Here is a 16627-nt window from a genome sequence, read left to right as displayed (position 1 = left end):
TATGTTGAAATTAGACAAATTACGTCAAAAGTTAACTGAAAAGGATTTAGATGGGTTTTTAATCACGAATGGTCAAAACAGAAGGTATATGACAGGATTTACAGGTACGGCCGGCGTGGTTCTAGTCACAAATGATGAGTCACTTTTCATCACAGATTTCCGTTATACTGTACAAGCCAATGAACAAGTTAAAGATTTTAAAATTATTGAACATAAGGGGCCTATTCATCTTGAAGTCGCAGAGCAAGCCAAACGTTTAGGCATTAAAAGACTTGGATTCGAAAAAGATAGCATGACATATGCACTTTATGAAACGTATGAAAAAGAGATTTCGAGTGAATTTATACCGACATCAGGATTAATTGAAACATTAAGACTGATAAAATCAGAAGATGAAATTAAAGTATTAAAAGAAGCTGCGGAGATCGCTGATGCGGCGTTTGACCACATTCAAACTGTGATTAAGCCGGGTGTGAAAGAAATCGATGTTTCTAATGAATTAGAATTCTATATGCGCAAACAGGGTGCAGCATCTTCATCATTTGATATTATCGTGGCATCAGGATATCGTTCCGCTTTACCACACGGTGTTGCTTCTGATAAAGAGATTCAATCTGGTGAGTTAGTCACATTAGATTTTGGTGCTTTATATAATGGCTATTGTTCTGATATCACACGTACGTTAGCGGTCGGTCAAATAAATGATCAATTACAGGAAATTTATGATACGGTGTTACAAGCTCAACTAAAAGGAATGGAAGGAACCAAATCAGGGATAACGGGTAAAGAAGCAGATGCCCTAACGCGTGACTATATTAAGGAAAAAGGCTATGGTGAATACTTTGGCCATTCAACAGGACACGGTCTTGGAATGGATGTACACGAAGGGCCAGGATTATCTTACCGATCTGACAAAGTATTAGAACCAGGTATGGTTGTCACGATTGAACCTGGAATTTACGTGCCAGATGTCGGTGGATGCAGAATTGAGGATGATATAGTGATTACTGAAAATGGGAATGAAACGTTAACATTCTCTCCAAAAGAACTAATCACGTTATAACGGTCACAAAGGAGGAATTTTAAATGATTTCAGTAAACGATTTTAAAACAGGATTAACGATAGAATTAGATGGTATGATATGGCAGGTCATGGAATTCCAACACGTTAAGCCAGGTAAAGGTGCTGCATTTGTGCGCTCAAAGCTTCGTAATTTAGAAAATGGTAGTATTCAAGAAAAAACATTCCGTGCAGGCGAAAAAGTTAATAAAGCACATTTAGAACGTCGAAAAATGCAATACTTGTATGCAGACGGTGATAATCACGCTTTCATGGATTCTGAAACATTTGAACAAATCGAAATTCCATCTGGTACAATCGAAAATGAATTACAATTTATGAAAGAAAATATGGAAGTCTCCGTCCTTATTTATGATGGCGATACACTAGGGATTGAGCTTCCTAAGAACGTAGAGCTAGAGGTTGTTGAAACTGAGCCAGGCATTAAAGGGGATACAGCCAGCGGGGGAACAAAACCAGCTACGCTAGAAACAGGTTATGTCGTTCAAGTACCGCTCTTTGTGAACCAAGGAGATGTCTTAGTAGTCAGTACAACAGATGGCAAATACGTATCTCGTGCATAAAACAAAATAGACCAATTTTTATCGTGTTAAGAAGTGCAATGTGATTGCGCTTCTTTTTTTATGCTCAAATGTCTGAAATGAATCATAACGATTTCTATATAAATCTATATCCTTTTTCATATTCAACCAATAGCGTTCATAGAATAGTGATATCAATAGGAGGATGTACAAATGAAAGAAATATTAGAAGTGCTTCCCAATCATATTGAACATGACATTTTGACGATAACTAGTAGTTTAGAAGATTTGGAAGAAATTCGTTTAAGGATTAATAAATCTGTCGAATTAGTTTTTCATTCGCATAGTTACTTTTTGGACAAGCATTTTTTTACTGAACAAGATGCGAAAGAGTTTTTAGGTAAAATCAGCCAACATTCAGTATATCGCATGGAAGAAGAACTAAGAAATGGCTATATCACCATTCATGGTGGTCATCGTATTGGGATATCTGGAAAAGTGACACTTACGAATGGACAGGTTAAGGCTATTACCCACATTTCCTCATTTAATATCCGTGTAGCAAAAGAGCATAAGGGGACGGCGAAAGCCATCATTCCATATGTATATAATAAACAATCCGAAAAAATGTTTAACACCATGATGATAGGTGCTCCTAAAAGCGGTAAAACAACATTATTACGTGATTTGATTCGATCAATAAGTGATGGGCTGTATGGTATTAAATCGGCAAGAGTATCGCTAATAGATGAACGCTCAGAAATTGCAGCACCTTTTGAAGGGGTTCCGCAGCATGATGTTGGTCGAAGGACGGATGTCATGGCTGATTGTCCTAAAGCAGAAGGTATGATGATGATGATTCGTTCTATGTCTCCCGAGGTTTTAGTTGTTGATGAGATTGGAGATGAAAAGGATGTTAAAAGCTTAAAAGAAGCGGTCCACGCTGGGGTTCAAGTGATTTGTAGTATTCATGGCTATTCATTGGAGGAAATCAGAAAAAGGCCATCATTAGCACCATTATTTCAAGATCATGTCTTTCAAAGATACATTCTTCTTGATCATTTACAATCTCCAGGGAAAATCGAGCGTGTATATGGTGAAACGTTCGATTCATTAACGAATAACATAAGGGGAAATCGCTATGAAATGGATCGGAGCCATTCTGATACTGTTCACGTGCACGTGGGTCGGAATCGATATCGCTAAAAACTATACAAAACGACCAAAGCAAATTCGTGAATTATTACATGCTCTTCAAATTATGGAAGCTGAAATGGTTTTTGGACAAGAACCGATTCATCACGTGTTGCATAAATTATCAAAGCAATTATCCCCACCTATGAGTTATATCTTCTATGACATCTCTGAACATTTATTGAAAAGTCGTGAATCCTTACAACACATTTGGCAACAAAACTTAGAACGGAAATGGCATCATACTGCGATGAAAGAAAGGGAAAAAGAAGTATTTATACAATTTGGACAAACATTAGGGATTCATAATTTAGAACAACAGCAAAAGCAAATTCATCTAACTAAAGTACATTTACAGCGGGAATTAAACGATGCTGCTGAAGATGAAAAGCGCTTTTCAAATATGTTTCGCGCGCTAGGCGTTTTATCTGGTCTGTTGCTAACACTAATATTTTTGTGATTCGTAAATCAGAAGCGGGTGTACTAATGCAGGTATCGGCTTTAGCTTACTTACCTGTCAGATCGAGTAGGAGGGTTAAGATAGATGACCGATGTATATTTACTTTTTCAAGTTGCTGGCATAGGGATTGTCGTCGCTATGATTCATACCATCTTAAAACAAATGGGGAAAGAAGATATGGCTCATTGGGCTACACTAATAGGTTTTATTATCGTACTTGTTGTTGTAATTGATCATCTATCTCGACTGTTTGATCAGATCAGATCTGTCTTTTTATTACAAATGATATTTAGAGGGTTCTTCATGTAATGCAAATGCTACAGATTTTGATGGTTGTCATTGTGGGCGCCTTACTCATTATTCTAGTGCGTGAGAAGCATGAAACAATAGGCTTTCTATTAATTGTTATAACCGGTGTTATCGTCTTTATTTTTATATTAGATAAAGTTGCACAGCTATTCGATGTCGTTCAGCAGATTGTTTCTCGCTTTAATGTATCACTTCTTCATCTAGATACCATCTTCAAAGTGATTGGTATTGCCTACATCACAGAATTTACGTCTCAACTCCTAAAAGATGCAGACCTAGAAGCTATCGCCATAAAAGTAGAATTGGTTGGAAAAATATTTATTTTACTATTTGCTCTACCTATATTCATAGCGGTATTGGAAACGTTAATGAATTTTATTCCGAACTAGTGAAGAAGGGATCATCCATGTTAAAAAAAATCTTTATATCTATTATCTTTTTCAGTATATTGCTGAACCTAAACTTCATAGAATCAAATGCCACAACTAATGATCAATTATTTGAAGCACCAAAAGAATGGGTTGAAAGTGAAGAAATGCAAGCCCAGTGGCAACAAATCCTTAGTCGATATCGGGAGTATTTACCGGTTTCGTCGGATGACCATTGGTTAGATTCTGTACGGGATGGTTCTATTTTTTCCTTAAAAAACTGGATATCCGGGATCATGAATTTTTTTATCGATGAATGGATTGTTAATGGCAAGCTTTTAGGCATGTTGATTTTCTTAACTCTATTAAGTGTTTTTTTAAAGCTATTAATTGGTTCATTTGAAAATGAATCCGTATCGAAAGTTAGTTATCTCGTGATATTCGGTGTTTTATTAACGATTGCAATTACAAGCTTTCAACAAGCTGTTTCCTATACAACAGGGGCCATCGATGGAATGGGGAACTTTATGCTTGCCCTTTTACCATTAATGTTAAGTATGATGGCGGCTTTCGGAAATGTGGCATCGGTTGCATTCTTTCATCCATTATTGCTCGTTTTCGTACAAGTTAGTGGCGTTTTAATAAGTAAAATCGTGCTCCCCTTATTCTTTTTATCTGCGATTTTAAACATCGCAAGTACGATTAATAAAGAATATAACGTTAGTCAATTAGCGAATCTTATGAAGCATGCCGCATTTGTGATATTAGGAATATTTTTAACCTTATTTTTATCTGTGATGTCTTTACAAGGCGTTAATGCAGCAGTTGCAGATGGTGTTGCCATACGAGCGGCAAAATTCGTCACGAGTAACTTTATACCCGTCATTGGTCGGATGTTTACGGATGCAACGGATACCGTGTTTTCTGCATCAGTATTATTAAAAAATTCTATCGGTTTAGCCGGTGTCGTACTCGTTATGATCATTACATTGTTCCCCGCATTAAAAGTCTTAGTACTAGGGTTAATTTTCCGATTATCTTCAGCTTTACTTCAACCTGTTGCAGATGGGCCGATTGTCGATGCGATTGAAACGATGGGCAAGCATATCTTGTATATTTTAGCAGCGTTATTAGCTGTTTCCATGATGTTTTTCTTTGCATTAGTCATGCTCATCATTGTAGGAAATATGACTTTGATGGTTCGTTAAAAGGTGTGAGAGATGATGAATTTTTTAACCGATTGGATTACGCAAATCGTCTTTTTTATATTTTTGGCGACAATTATTTCACTTTTAATTCCGACGACCTCTCATCAAAAGGTAATTAAGCTTGTGTTTGGTCTCGTTATATTTTTATTGTTTCTTCATCCATTGACTGAACTTTTTGGGATTAATCCCGATCAAATCGTTCAGTCATGGCAGGTGTCATTAGAGGGTTTAACGGAAGAAGATTTAGAAGAACAAATAAATAACAAAAAAAATGAAATACAAGCCTCACAAGATGCATATATATTAGAACAGTTACAACAAGATATCAAAAGTTTATTAGAAGAGGATTTAATGAATCAGTACCAAGTTGCGATTAGAGACATCTCAATCAGCCTGAATGATGAAGCTGCGGAGGGTTCCACAGAAGAGGTTGTTCAAAATTTCGAATCCATTACGTTTCGACTTGAGAAACAATCGGACAACCGTATTAATGAAGTTGAAGATGTAACGATTCCAACTAAACCAGAACCAAATACTCATGATGAAGAAGATGCGATTAAGCAAACGATTGCCAGTAAATTAAACGTATCAGCTGAACAAATTAAACTTGTATGGGGAGGAGCGTGACGATGTTTCAACAATTAAAGGATCTTCTCAAAATGAAAAATGACACTGACCGACCCACAAAACGATCCTACATTATATTAATTGGATTAATCGGGTTGCTCTTTTTAATTGTTTCTAACATTTTCTCAAGTGATACTAACCAAAACGAACCAACAGAACTAGAGCAGGAAGAAGTATTTTTAGATAAAAATGAAGATGGCGATAGCGTTTCTGAGGAAGAGGCAGCGAGTGAGATTAGACAGCAGATGCAAAAAGATTTATCAAAGGCGATTGAGACCATCGAAGGAGTTTCTAATGTACAAGTTATGCTACAGTTAGAGGCTTCCTCGTTAAAAGTATATGAAAAAAATACTATTACAGGGCATCAGCGAACGAGTGAAACTGACCAGAATGGCGGAACAAGAGAAGTAGAGGATGAAACAATAGAAAATCAAACGGTTATTCTGAGGAAAAACAATTCAGAAAAGCCATTACTCATTCAGGAAAAAAATCCGTCCGTTCGAGGTGTCCTAATCATTGCGGAGGGGGTTGATAATCTTCAGATTAAACAGATGGTCGTTGAATCAGTCTCAAGATTATTAGATGTTTCAACGCACAGAATTGCAGTAATGCCAAAAGATGAGGAGGAATAATTAATGGTATTGAAAAAACAAACAGTTTGGTTAATTACAATGCTAAGCTTATTAATTGTATTAAGTGTGTATTATATGACGGCTCCTGATAATGTCGCTGTGATGGGGAATGATGATGAAGAACAAACCGAAGAAGACAATAAAGAAGGAACTGATGAAGGTACGGAGGATGGAACTGAAGGCGAGACCGGAAGTAACGTAGATGTATCAGGTATGAATGTCGATGAAGTCTTTGCGACAATTCGAATGGAGAGAGATGATACACGTGGTGAGCAAATTGAATCCTGGAATAATGTAGTTGCTTCTGAAAATGCAACGGCAGAAGAAAAGAGTGAGGCCAGGGATAAAATTCATGAGCTTCAAACGATAGCTCAAAAGGAAACGATTCTTGAAGAAACGATTCAGTATGAGAAAGAGTATCGCGATGTATTAGTTCGAAATAATGAAGAAGTCGTACAAATTACGGTTATTGCAAATGAATTATCAAAGACGGATGCAAATGAATTAATGCAAATGGCACGTGATGAATTTGGTCAAAAAGAAGTCCGTGTCAAACTACAAGAAGATGATGTATAAACCAAGACCCTTTTCATCCCATATCGATACGGTATGGGATATTATTATGTTTAAAAGGAAGTCATATGGTGTTCAGCTATTTAAAAAATAAATCTATTTCTATAAGATTGAGTTGAAGTTTATAAGTTGTTTATCGTACAATATTTAGTAGGAATTATTAGTACCTGTTATTAAAATAAAAGGAGTGCCAAGGATATGCTAAAAGTACAAGAAATACGTGAACTGATTAAATTAATTGATGAGTCATCGATTTCTGATTTTACTTATGAATCAAACGGTACAAAAGTAACGTTAAAAAAAGAAAATGGTGATGTGGTCACTGTAGCCAAACCAAGTCCTGCACAAACTCAAATTCAGGAGGTACAAGAACAGGCTCCTAATCCAACGGTTGAAAAGCAGCCGGTAGTAAAAGAAGAGGTTAAACAAGAAACGAAAGAAGAGACAACTAATGAAAATACTGATTTTAATTATGAAATCGTTTCCCCTATGGTCGGAACGTTTTATGCTAAACCTACACCGGATGATGATCCATATGTACAGGTAGGAGATTCAGTAGACACCAGTTCAGTTGTTTGTATTGTAGAAGCAATGAAATTATTTAATGAAATTGAAGCAGAAGTTAAAGGTAAGATTGTTGAAATATTAGTCGATGATGGTGAATTAGTTGAATACGGACAACCACTATTCAGAGTGAAGAAACAATAAGGGAGGGAATGTCCGTGATTCAAAAAATATTAATAGCTAATAGAGGCGAAATCGCAGTACGAGTAATACGTGCAGCTAAAGAATTAGGAATTGAAACGGTTGCGATTTATTCTGAGGCCGATAAAGATTCATTACATGTTCAACTAGCAGATGAAGCTTATTGTGTTGGTCCTACATTAAGTAAAGAAAGTTATTTAAATAAAACAAATATCATGAGTTTAGCTAAACTAACAGATTCAGATGCCATTCATCCAGGATATGGCTTTTTATCGGAAAACGCAGACTTTGCAGAGATGTGTGAAGCTTGTAATGTCACGTTTATTGGACCTAGCGCTGATGCCATATCAAGAATGGGTACCAAAGATGTCGCGCGTGAAACGATGGACCAAGCAGGCGTTCCAATTGTTCCTGGATCTGATGGTATCATTGATGGTGTTGAAGATGGTAAAAAAATAGCTGACGAGATCGGATATCCAGTCATTATTAAAGCTACCGCTGGTGGAGGCGGTAAAGGAATTCGAGTTGCACGAAATGAAGAAGAACTTGAAAAAGGAATACGAATTACACAAAATGAAGCTGAAACAGCGTTTGGAAACCCAGGCGTATACTTAGAGAAATTCATTGAAGATTTTAGACACGTCGAAATTCAGATCATTGCTGATACGCATGGCAATACAGTACATTTAGGTGAACGTGATTGTACGATTCAAAGACGTTTACAGAAATTAATCGAGGAAACACCGTCACCAGCTATTAATGATGAGACCCGGCAAAGAATGGGTAAAGCTGCAGTCAAAGCAGCTCAGGCTGTTAATTATGTTGGTGCGGGGACGATTGAATTTATTTATGATCGTCAGCAAGATGAGTTTTATTTTATGGAAATGAATACCCGTATTCAGGTTGAACACCCTGTTACCGAAATGGTTACCGGAATTGATTTAATTAAAGAGCAGATTAACGTTGCTAATGGTCATGAATTATCCTTTAAACAAGATGAAGTAACCTTTGAAGGTTGGGCCATTGAATGCCGAATAAATGCAGAAAATCCTTTCCGTCAATTCATGCCTTCAGCCGGAAAAATTGATATGTACTTACCGCCTGGTGGTTTAGGTGTTCGTGTGGATTCAGCCGCTTATACTGGTTGGAATATACCGCCATATTATGATTCCATGATTGCAAAATTAATTACTTACGGTAATACTAGAGATGAAGCTGTGCAACGGATGAATCGCGCACTAGATGAATTTGTCATTGAAGGTATTTATTCGACTGTTCCATTCCACAAACGAATGATGAATCATCCGGTCTTTGTTGGCGGAGAATTTAACACGAAATTCCTTGAAGAGTATGATGTATTATCGGATGAAACGGCTAAAGAGGTGAAATAGATGGAAGACAAACAATTATTAAATGTGAGCGATGATCAAACATTAGGTAAGGTGGAAATTGCACCAGAGGTTATTGAGGTTATAGCTGGAATAGCAGCAAATGAAGTTAGTGGCGTTGCTAATATGCGAGGTAATTTAGCTTCTAATGTTACCGAACGGTTTGGCAAAAAGAAACATGGTAAAGGAGTCAAAGTCGATCTTTCAGAAGAAGGTATTGTTATTGATGTCTTTACTGACCTAGATTATGGTGTATCAATTCCAACTGTGGCGCAAAAAATTCAAGACAGCATTCGTTCAACTTTAAAAAACATGACTGCTTTAGAAATTCTAGAAATTAATGTCCATGTGGTTGGTATTCAAATTGAAGATCGAACAGAGGGAATTAAAGAGAATGATTAATTTTTATAAGGACTTGCAGGGAATTATACCTTGCAAGTCTTTATTTCGTTTACATCTTTTTTCATTGTCATGGTTTTCGTGGTAAACTTACGGTGTACGTGGTAGGATATATAAGGATATTTTGTTTTTACACATAAAGAATGTTTTAAAGTTGTTATAGGTTTAAAGTAAAATAATTTGCCATTAAGATTTGACGATAAGTTCTTTAAAGGAGCACAGACATGAAAGAGCGAAAACACGCCAGGGAAAAAGCTTTTCAGGTTTTATACCAAATTGATATTAATAAAGATGTAACAAGTGAACATTTAATCCAATCGATTGATGAAAATGTCAATCCTTATGCCAAAACGCTAATCCAAGGTGTTTTAAATTATCGAAATGAGCTGGATCAGGCCATTGATCAAAAACTAGAAAAATGGTCATTTTCACGCATTGGTACGGTAGAAAAAACCGTATTAAGGATTGCTGTTTATGAATTGTTATATGAACAACAAATACCAGAGAAGGTAGCAATTAACGAAGCCGTTGAATTAGCCAAAAGGTTTAATGAGGATCAGTCAGGGAAGTTCATCAATGGAGTATTATCTAAATTTATGAATGAGTAAGGTGGGGGATTTATGTCCACAACGATTATGTACGGGAATACATTGGCCAAAAAAATGAGTGCCGAATTAAAAAAAGAGGTTGAGCAATTACACGATGTTGACATCTACCCAACCTTAACTGTTTTAATTATAGGCGATAATCCTGCTTCAAAAACCTATGTTCGAATGAAACAAAAAGCTTGTGAAAAGATTGGTATTCAATCAAACGTCGTTGAGCTTCAGGATGATATATCAGAATCAGAGCTATTAGGTAAGATTAATCAATTAAATCAAGATCCAACTGTACACGGTATTTTAGTCCAATTACCGCTACCTCAACACATTAACGAAAAAAAGGTATTAGAATATATTCATCCCCAAAAAGATGTTGATGGCTTCCATCCGATTAATGTCGGGAGGTTAGCTATTGGCCATGATGCTTTAATTCCATGTACACCAATAGGCATTATCAAACTATTAGAGTCTTACAATGTTGATATTCAAGGTAAACATGCCGTCATCATTGGAAGAAGCAACATTGTCGGGAAGCCAATCGGTCAATTATTATTGAATCAAAATGCAACGGTTACTTATACACACTCAAAAACAAATAATCTTTCACACATGACTCGCCAAGCTGACATATTAATTGTTGCAGTCGGTAAAGCTCAATTTATTTCCGAGGACGATATCAAGGAAGGAGCTGTAATTGTAGATGTCGGTAACACCTTTTTGGAAAATGGTAAAGTCGTAGGGGATGTTGATTTTGAATCCGTTAAAGAAAAGGCAAATAAAATTACACCAGTTCCAAAAGGGGTAGGACCAATGACGATTACAATGCTTTTACATAACACAATTAAAGCAGCTCGGAACACTGTTTAAGGGGAGTATAAAAGTTGGAGAAACAATATTTAACCGTATCGGCATTAACCAAGTATCTCAAACGGAAATTTGATACAGATCGACACTTAAAGAATGTATGGCTACAGGCGGAAATATCAAATTTTAACCACCATTCACGTGGGCACATGTATTTTACTTTAAAGGATGAGAATGCTCGTATTTCTGCTGTCATGTTTGCTAGCCATAATCGGCAATTAAAATTTAGGCCAGAGAATGGCATGAAAGTGTTGATACGTGGAGATATTTCCGTATATCCACCTCAGGGACAATACCAAATCTATGTTCAAAGTATGCAACCCGACGGTATCGGAGCATTATTTTTAGCTTATGAAGACTTAAAAAAGAAATTAGATTTAGAAGGTTTATTCCAACCTGAACGAAAAAAAACAATTTCCAAATTTCCCAGTCGGATTGCCATCGTAACATCACCTACTGGAGCCGCCGTTAGAGACATCATCACAACATTAAAACGCCGGTTTCCATCCGTTAAACGCACGATTTTACCAGTATCGGTTCAAGGTGAACAAGCAGTTCCTTCAATTGTTAAAGCGATAGAATATGCGAATAAAATCGGAGACTTCGATACCATCATAGTCGGTCGAGGTGGTGGCTCAATTGAGGAGTTGTGGGCTTTCAATGAGGAACAGGTAGCTAGAACCATTGCAAACTCAACCATCCCCGTGATTTCTGCTGTCGGTCATGAGACAGATTTTACAATTAGTGATTTTGTAGCAGACTTAAGGGCTCCCACCCCAACAGCAGCAGCTGAACTCGCTGTACCATCGTTGATTGATCTAAAACAGCAATTAACAGGAATGACTCAACGTTTACATCAAAGCGTTCAGCATCGATTAAAATCAAATCGTGATAAGCTTCAATCATTAAGCCAGGCTTATGCCTTTAAATACCCAATTCATTTAACGCGACAAAAAGAACAAGACTTAGACCGAATCGTGATTCAATTAAACAAGTATACAGAGCGATATTTATTTGAAAAACAAGCTGAACAACGAAATTTACAACAAAGATTATTCAGGAATAACCCAAAACGTATAGTTCGAGATGAGGAGAAGGCTTTACAATATCAACGGGCTCGCCTACAAACATCAATACAAAATATTAAGGACAAAAACATTGATCGTTTTCAAAAGCAACTTGAAAAACTATCAATATTAAATCCGTTGGAAACCATGAAAAGAGGATATTCGATTACGTATAAGGAAGGTAATATTGTTAAGTCGATCAAGCAGGTTAACTCAGGTGATATCTTAAAGATATCATTAAAAGATGGTCAGTTAGATAGCCACGTTTGGGGAATTGAAGAAAAGGAGGATTAACGGATGGCTAATCAAGAGGAATTAACGTTTGAACAAGCGATGAAAAACCTAGAGGATATAGTTGATAAACTAGAAGAAGGAGATGTCCCTTTAGAAAAGGCTATTGAGTATTATAAAGAAGGGATGAAACTTTCAAAGTTTTGTAATGATAAGTTGAAATCTGTTGAAGATGAAATTACGGAAATTATGAACGAAAATGGTGAAACTGAGTCTTACATTGTGGAGGAAGAATAGGTGTGATCAATCAATATATTCAAGAAAAACAAAATGAAATTAATCCATTAATAAAGGATGAATGCCAGTCACTCAATTTACCGGAACGATTGAAGCAACCTTTAATCTATGCGGTTGAAGCAGGAGGTAAAAGATTAAGACCGATTTTGATGATGGCATCATTTGAAGCTTTTCAGCCGAAATCGACTGATAAAATTATTCATCCAGCTTTGGCTTTAGAGATGATTCATACATATTCATTAATTCATGACGACCTACCAGCTATGGATGATGATGATTTCAGGCGAGGACGATATACCATTCATAAGGCATACGATGATGCGACAGCGATTCTTATAGGTGACGGTTTATTAACTTATGCTTTTCAAGTTGTAAGCAGGTCGAATCAACTAGAAGCGGAAGAAAAAATTTATGTGTTACAGCAATTAAGTCAGGCAAGTGGTTTAGAAGGTATGATTGCTGGGCAGTTTTTGGACCTACAAAGCGAAAACCAAAACCTTCAGGAAGAAGAATTGAACAATATTCATCAGTTAAAAACAGGTCAATTAATTAGGGTGGCTATCAAAATTGGAGCATATTTAGGAGGAGCAACTCCACCACAAATAGAAGCGCTGGACGAATTTGGAAGATATTTAGGTCTCGTTTTCCAAATCCAAGATGACATATTGGATGTAAAAGGGAATAAGGATGATATTGGGAAGCCAGTAGGTAGCGATGAAGAAAAGAACAAAAGCACTTACCCAAAGGTTTTGGGTTTAAATCAAACAAATGAAATCAAGAAACATTACATGCAACAGGCTAAGAAAAAGTACGATGATGCCCGTATCAATCAACCGAGATTATTAGAACTATTACAAATATTCGGTGAAAGGACTTCCTGACTCTAATACAATTGTTTGTCATTTATAAATATGATAAAATAGTACTTGTACGAGGGATGGTGCAGTATTCTAGTCGGTCCTCCACTTCTGAAGGCGGGCCTAAAAATCCGCCAAAGGGCACATCGATGAAGTTTCTGGTGTTGGCTTGAGGCGCCCAGCCTTGGGTCAATGCTGGGAGTTAAGGTCGTAGGGCGATCCACAATGGCATGTGGGCGTTGACCCTGCTTCCGCGGAGGCCCATTATTGTGCCCCATTAATCGCGCTTAATGGGGTACGAAATGGGGTATGAACCTGCATTATAAGGGCTAATACCTCTTATTTGCAGCGTAGCCTGCCTTGAGTGGTGTTTAGGGGATTACAATTTTTAACGTTAAAGCGGAATGGCCACCGTGAACACGTTGTCAGTATTGTATGAAATAAACACTGCAAAAGAGGCTAGGAAGTGGCTAAAGACTGTCGAGGAAAACTCCTAGACTGCTCGTTGGACACTTAAAAGGGATTGTAGTGCGGACTTAGTGGTAATCCAGTCTAACTGTGGTGACGCAGTTAAGATCGTTTTAAAGGGGAACCGCCGTTGTGGCAACACATGGTAACGATCTGGGAAAACCTACTGGACCTATGCCGCAATATTTATCTTTTAAGTGACCATCCCCAGCATTACATATTGAGTGTTATGACACATATTTTGAGCCATAACGAGGGAATTTATGAATAAAAATACGATAAAAAAATCACTGCGATTCAGTATAAGTATAGCCGTTATCACTTTAGTGTTAGCGGCAATTTTTTCAATTGCATCGACTTCGGTACTAAGTGGTACAAGTTGGGCAATTGGGTTAATCATTGTTTTTATCATTGTATTTATTGGGGTATTTTTTGATATGATGGGAATTGCAGCGGCTGCTGCTTCTGAGACACCTTTTCATTCCATGGCAGCTGAAAAGGTGCCCGGTTCTAAACAAGCTATTATCATTGTGAGAAATGCTGACCGATTTGCATCGTTTTGTAATGATGTAATCGGTGATATAGCTGGGATCGTAAGTGGAGCTGCATCAACACTCGTTGTGATTCAATTGGCAGCGGTTATAAATACAAATGGTGTTGATTTACAATCTGTATTAAATATTATTTTAACAAGCATTGTAGCAGCCTTAACGGTGGGTGGAAAAGCGTTTGGTAAAACATTAGCAATGACTAAATCCACCGAAATTATATTGATGGCAGGTAAAACGGTTTCTTTTGTGGAACGTAACTTGCATATACGTCTTTTACCTGAATTAAAAAAGCAAAAGAAATAAATATATCGAATAAAGGTGAGTGATCCACTGTGGATCTAAATGAGATTAAACATCCAAATGAATTAAAGGATTTATCCATTGAAGAGTTAAAAACGTTAAGTGAACACATCCGTTCATTTTTAATTGAACAGCTTTCAGTAACGGGAGGTCATTTAGGCCCTAATTTAGGTGTAGTAGAGCTAACACTAGCTCTTCACCAAACATTTGACAGTCCAAAAGATAAATTAATTTGGGATGTTGGGCACCAATCTTATGTTCACAAAATACTTACCGGTAGAACTAATGCGTTTTCAACACTTCGAAAATATAAAGGATTATGTGGTTTTCCTAAACGTAATGAAAGCGATCACGATATTTGGGAAACGGGTCACAGTTCAACTTCATTATCTGCCGCAATGGGTATGGCGATTGCGAGAGATATAAAAAAAGAAGATCACTCAGTCGTACCAATCATTGGTGATGGTGCTCTAACTGGTGGTATGGCACTTGAGGCACTGAACCATATTGGAAGCGAGAAGAAGAACGTGATTGTCATTTTGAATGACAATGAAATGTCTATTGCACCAAATGTTGGGGCTCTTCATAATATTTTAGGCCGACTAAGAAGTGGAAATAAATACAATTGGGTTAAAGATGAAATAGAATGGGTAATGAAAAAGATTCCAGCTGTTGGCGGACGTATTGCAACAGTGGCGGAACGTGTCAAAGACAGTATGAAATATTTAGTCGTTCCGGGCATGTTCTTTGAAGAATTAGGGTTCACTTATTATGGACCAGTTGATGGTCATGACTTTGAAGATTTATTTAAATCCATAAATTATGCGAAAAAGACAGAAGGACCAATCTTGATTCATGCGATTACGAAAAAAGGTAAGGGTTATAAGCCTGCTGAAACTGATAAGGTCGGAACCTGGCATGGTGTCGGTCCTTACAAGATTGAATCAGGAGAAGGCTTGAAAAAAGCTTCCAATGGTCCCGGTTGGAGTAAAATCGTAAGTGATACCTTAACGAAAGTGGCTGAAAAGGATGAAAAAGTTGTCGCCATTACGCCAGCAATGACAGTTGGTTCAAAATTAGAGGATTTTAAAAAGAAATTTCCTGACCGATTATTTGATGTCGGTATTGCTGAACAGCATGCGACGACACTCGCGGGTGGAGTCGCTACACAGGGCATGAAACCTTTTCTTTCGATATATTCTACATTCCTACAACGTGGATTTGACCAAGTCGTACACGATGTCTGTCGTCAGAACTTAAACGTTGCGTTTGGAATTGATCGTGCCGGATTAGTCGGGGCAGATGGTGAAACGCACCAGGGTGTATTTGATATTTCATTTCTACGTGATTTACCAAATATGACGATTATGATGCCAAAAGATGCGAATGAGTGTCAGCATATGGTTTATACAGCATTAGAGCATTCAGATGGTCCAATTGCAGTAAGGTATCCAAGAGGAAATGCTAAAGAGGCACCAAGTGATGAATCACTAAAAAAAGTACCAATCGGAACTTGGGAAGTAATAAGAGAGGGTAATGATGCTGTCATTTTAACCTTTGGTACAATGATAGACAAAGCATTAGAAACTGCAGATCAGTTAGAAAAAGAAGACGTTTCGGTAAAAGTTGTCAACGCTAGGTTTATTAAACCTTTAGATGAACAAATGCTTAGTGAAATAGCCAATTTAAATCTTCCTGTTTTAACTTTAGAAGAGCATGCTTTGCAAGGTGGCTTTGGAAGTGCTGTATTAGAGTTTTTCGAATCGCATAATATACCATTCCCATTTATCAAACGAATGGGCATTCCAGACCGATTTATTGAGCACGGTAGTGTCGATGAGTTATTAGAGGAAATTGGATTAACGACTGAACAAATAACGCAAACTTTAAAAGAAATGGTACCATCTAAAGAGAAAAGAGCTTAA

Annotated in this window: 20 protein-coding genes; all 20 read left to right on the top strand. The window is 37.1% G+C overall.

From position 1 onward, the window contains the following. The first annotated feature begins 1 nt into the window (after position 1). The 20 genes from BLP77_RS05200 (at position 2) to dxs (ending at position 16627) form a co-directional block, all read left to right on the top strand. Positions 2-1063, top strand: coding sequence for a M24 family metallopeptidase (locus BLP77_RS05200; RefSeq protein ID WP_093856066.1), 1062 nt, complete (start codon positions 2-4; stop codon positions 1061-1063). Between the two features lie 23 nt (positions 1064-1086). Continuing rightward, positions 1087-1644, top strand: coding sequence for an elongation factor P (gene efp / locus BLP77_RS05195; RefSeq protein WP_093856065.1), 558 nt, complete (start codon positions 1087-1089; stop codon positions 1642-1644). A 171-nt stretch (positions 1645-1815) separates the two neighbouring features. After that, positions 1816-2808: a stage III sporulation protein AA gene (gene spoIIIAA / locus BLP77_RS05190; RefSeq protein WP_093856064.1), complete on the top strand. Its 993-nt coding sequence runs from the start codon at positions 1816-1818 to the stop codon at positions 2806-2808. Further along, positions 2744-3256 (top strand): stage III sporulation protein SpoIIIAB, encoded by a 513-nt coding sequence (gene spoIIIAB / locus BLP77_RS05185; RefSeq protein ID WP_093856063.1) that lies wholly within the window; start codon positions 2744-2746, stop codon positions 3254-3256. The genes spoIIIAA and spoIIIAB overlap by 65 nt, the downstream gene beginning before the upstream one ends. Before the next feature lie 84 nt (positions 3257-3340). After that, on the top strand, positions 3341-3565 hold the full coding sequence (gene spoIIIAC / locus BLP77_RS05180) for a stage III sporulation protein AC (RefSeq protein ID WP_093856062.1): 225 nt from the start codon (positions 3341-3343) through the stop codon (positions 3563-3565). Further along, the gene (gene spoIIIAD / locus BLP77_RS05175) at positions 3565-3954 is read left to right on the top strand and encodes a stage III sporulation protein AD (RefSeq protein WP_093856061.1); all 390 of its coding nucleotides are present in this window, start codon (positions 3565-3567) and stop codon (positions 3952-3954) included. Before spoIIIAC ends, spoIIIAD begins: the two co-directional genes overlap by 1 nt. Before the next feature lie 17 nt (positions 3955-3971). Beyond that, entirely contained in the window at positions 3972-5141 is a 1170-nt protein-coding gene (spoIIIAE, locus tag BLP77_RS05170) for a stage III sporulation protein AE (protein ID WP_093856060.1), read from the top strand. 15 nt (positions 5142-5156) lie between these two features. Beyond that, entirely contained in the window at positions 5157-5768 is a 612-nt protein-coding gene (gene spoIIIAF, locus BLP77_RS05165) for a stage III sporulation protein AF (RefSeq protein ID WP_176752964.1), read from the top strand. A gap of 2 nt (positions 5769-5770) precedes the next feature. Further along, entirely contained in the window at positions 5771-6400 is a 630-nt protein-coding gene (gene spoIIIAG, locus BLP77_RS05160) for a stage III sporulation protein AG (RefSeq protein WP_176752963.1), read from the top strand. Between the two features lie 3 nt (positions 6401-6403). After that, positions 6404-6976, top strand: a complete 573-nt coding sequence (locus tag BLP77_RS05155; RefSeq protein WP_093856057.1) for a SpoIIIAH-like family protein — start codon at positions 6404-6406, stop codon at positions 6974-6976. Between the two features lie 195 nt (positions 6977-7171). Continuing rightward, positions 7172-7681 (top strand): acetyl-CoA carboxylase biotin carboxyl carrier protein, encoded by a 510-nt coding sequence (gene accB, locus BLP77_RS05150; protein WP_093856056.1) that lies wholly within the window; start codon positions 7172-7174, stop codon positions 7679-7681. A gap of 14 nt (positions 7682-7695) precedes the next feature. Then, positions 7696-9069, top strand: coding sequence for an acetyl-CoA carboxylase biotin carboxylase subunit (accC, locus tag BLP77_RS05145; protein ID WP_093856055.1), 1374 nt, complete (start codon positions 7696-7698; stop codon positions 9067-9069). Further along, positions 9070-9468 carry an Asp23/Gls24 family envelope stress response protein gene (locus BLP77_RS05140; RefSeq protein ID WP_093856054.1) on the top strand — a complete coding sequence of 133 codons (399 nt, stop codon included), beginning with the start codon at positions 9070-9072 and terminating at the stop codon, positions 9466-9468. A gap of 221 nt (positions 9469-9689) precedes the next feature. Further along, positions 9690-10073: a transcription antitermination factor NusB gene (nusB, locus tag BLP77_RS05135; RefSeq protein WP_093856053.1), complete on the top strand. Its 384-nt coding sequence runs from the start codon at positions 9690-9692 to the stop codon at positions 10071-10073. Between the two features lie 12 nt (positions 10074-10085). Further along, complete coding sequence (gene folD / locus BLP77_RS05130) at positions 10086-10934, top strand: bifunctional methylenetetrahydrofolate dehydrogenase/methenyltetrahydrofolate cyclohydrolase FolD (RefSeq protein WP_093856052.1); 849 nt, start codon at positions 10086-10088, stop codon at positions 10932-10934. Between the two features lie 14 nt (positions 10935-10948). Continuing rightward, positions 10949-12292 (top strand): exodeoxyribonuclease VII large subunit, encoded by a 1344-nt coding sequence (gene xseA, locus BLP77_RS05125; RefSeq protein ID WP_093856051.1) that lies wholly within the window; start codon positions 10949-10951, stop codon positions 12290-12292. A 3-nt stretch (positions 12293-12295) separates the two neighbouring features. Then, positions 12296-12526, top strand: coding sequence for an exodeoxyribonuclease VII small subunit (gene xseB / locus BLP77_RS05120; protein WP_093856050.1), 231 nt, complete (start codon positions 12296-12298; stop codon positions 12524-12526). 2 nt (positions 12527-12528) lie between these two features. Next, positions 12529-13407 (top strand): polyprenyl synthetase family protein, encoded by an 879-nt coding sequence (locus BLP77_RS05115; RefSeq protein ID WP_245686809.1) that lies wholly within the window; start codon positions 12529-12531, stop codon positions 13405-13407. A gap of 707 nt (positions 13408-14114) precedes the next feature. Continuing rightward, positions 14115-14705: a hypothetical protein gene (locus BLP77_RS05110; protein ID WP_093856048.1), complete on the top strand. Its 591-nt coding sequence runs from the start codon at positions 14115-14117 to the stop codon at positions 14703-14705. Between the two features lie 29 nt (positions 14706-14734). Beyond that, entirely contained in the window at positions 14735-16627 is a 1893-nt protein-coding gene (gene dxs / locus BLP77_RS05105) for a 1-deoxy-D-xylulose-5-phosphate synthase (protein ID WP_093856047.1), read from the top strand.

Source organism: Tenuibacillus multivorans (assembly GCF_900103915.1).
Lineage (GTDB): Bacteria > Bacillota > Bacilli > Bacillales > Alkalibacillaceae > Tenuibacillus > Tenuibacillus multivorans.
The sequence above is the reverse complement of the archived record's forward strand: the minus strand, read 5'-3'. Positions and strand labels throughout refer to the sequence as shown.